Below are 1,185 nucleotides of genomic sequence, written 5' to 3'. Positions count from 1 at the left end.
TGCATCGCAAAAAATTCCTTTTCATCTTCAGGAATCTGATTCGGCAGCTTGCCCGCCGGCCAGTACCGCCAACACTCGTCGATAGCGAACACCACACCAGGCCGTTCTATGCCGAGCTGCACGATGGTTCGAACGTCAGCATCCCGAGGAATAAAAACAATATCGCCAGCGCCGTACCATTTGAGCAACGCCTCACGCTCAAGCGGCATATTCGTAACGACAACACGACCCGCCTTGAGCGCCGGGATAACGACATGCTCGACAACGCCGTAACTCTTGCCGTGACCTGGCAGACCTGTATACGCAACGATGCTCACTCGTCGGCGCTCCGATCGACCCACTCCGACCGCTCAGCATCCCACTCTAAAAAGTCGTCCGGATGCTCGAAACCAGCGCCACCGAAGTCCCGCATTTCATCTCGCAGCTGCTCGTCACGGCGCATCTGATAATCGTATTCGTCATCCATATCTTGCGCCTGCTCGGCGTACCAATCATCACCACGAATGGCAGCGAGCAGGTAACGGCCACCAACCAGCGCAACGAACACAACGGCAACGGCGGAAAAAATCGCCAAAACAGCAAGCGTTGCAGATGCGAAATCAACCTCACCGGTGATCGACGAAAGGTCCATAAATCACCCAATAAACGGAATTCGATGAATAAGGAACCGCAGCGTCAGCGCCGACAAAACGACCGTCACGCCAAAGCCAAAGTGCATGATGTCGAGGAACCACACAACGCCGCTTGGAATGCCCGACAGATAGCCGGACGCCGCCGACATCCAGTCCGGCACCGGAATCGCTGACAGCAGCGCGGAGAGACCCGCTAACAGCTTCTCAAGCACCCACTTCGGTACATAGAGCAACGTGTCATTGAGCCACGACAGGAAATTCTGCAGCCAGGTATAGAGCCAGTCGAGCATGATCAACCCTCAACGAATAGCCGAATCGCCAACAGCGACCAAACGGCATACATCACAGCTGACAACACCGGCGTCACAACGTCGGCGACTTCTGTAGGAACCTCAAACGTATAGGTGCGATTGAACGCAGAGAACGACGCACTCGGCATGCTGCCACCGGTCGGAATCGCATCACCCAACCCGCTCACCGCTTCGACGATCGGTGCATCTTCGATCGATGACCAATACGTTGTGAGCGAGTCGCCTATAGCGGCGACATCATC

The 1,185-nt window shown here is 55.7% G+C and carries 4 protein-coding genes; all 4 read right to left on the bottom strand.

Features of this window, described 5'->3' with window-relative positions; genetic code table 11:
• Positions 1–317: zonular occludens toxin domain-containing protein (locus G7Y82_RS21115; protein ID WP_366515710.1), on the bottom strand; the 317-nt coding region annotated here is incomplete at its 3' end.
• Positions 314–631 (bottom strand): hypothetical protein, encoded by a 318-nt coding sequence (locus G7Y82_RS21110; RefSeq protein ID WP_168150119.1) that lies wholly within the window; start codon positions 629–631, stop codon positions 314–316. The genes G7Y82_RS21110 and G7Y82_RS21115, both read right to left, overlap by 4 nt.
• Positions 632–634: 3 nt before the next feature.
• A complete protein-coding gene (locus G7Y82_RS21105; RefSeq protein ID WP_168150118.1) occupies positions 635–922 on the bottom strand; it encodes a hypothetical protein in 288 nt (95 codons plus the stop codon).
• 2 nt (positions 923–924) lie between these two features.
• On the bottom strand, positions 925–1,185 hold a 261-nt coding region (locus tag G7Y82_RS21100), incomplete at its 5' end, for a hypothetical protein (RefSeq protein ID WP_168150117.1).

Origin of the sequence: Solimonas marina (assembly GCF_012241385.1) — a bacterium.
GTDB lineage: Bacteria > Pseudomonadota > Gammaproteobacteria > Nevskiales > Nevskiaceae > Solimonas > Solimonas marina.
The sequence above is the reverse complement of the archived record's forward strand: the minus strand, read 5'-3'. Positions and strand labels throughout refer to the sequence as shown.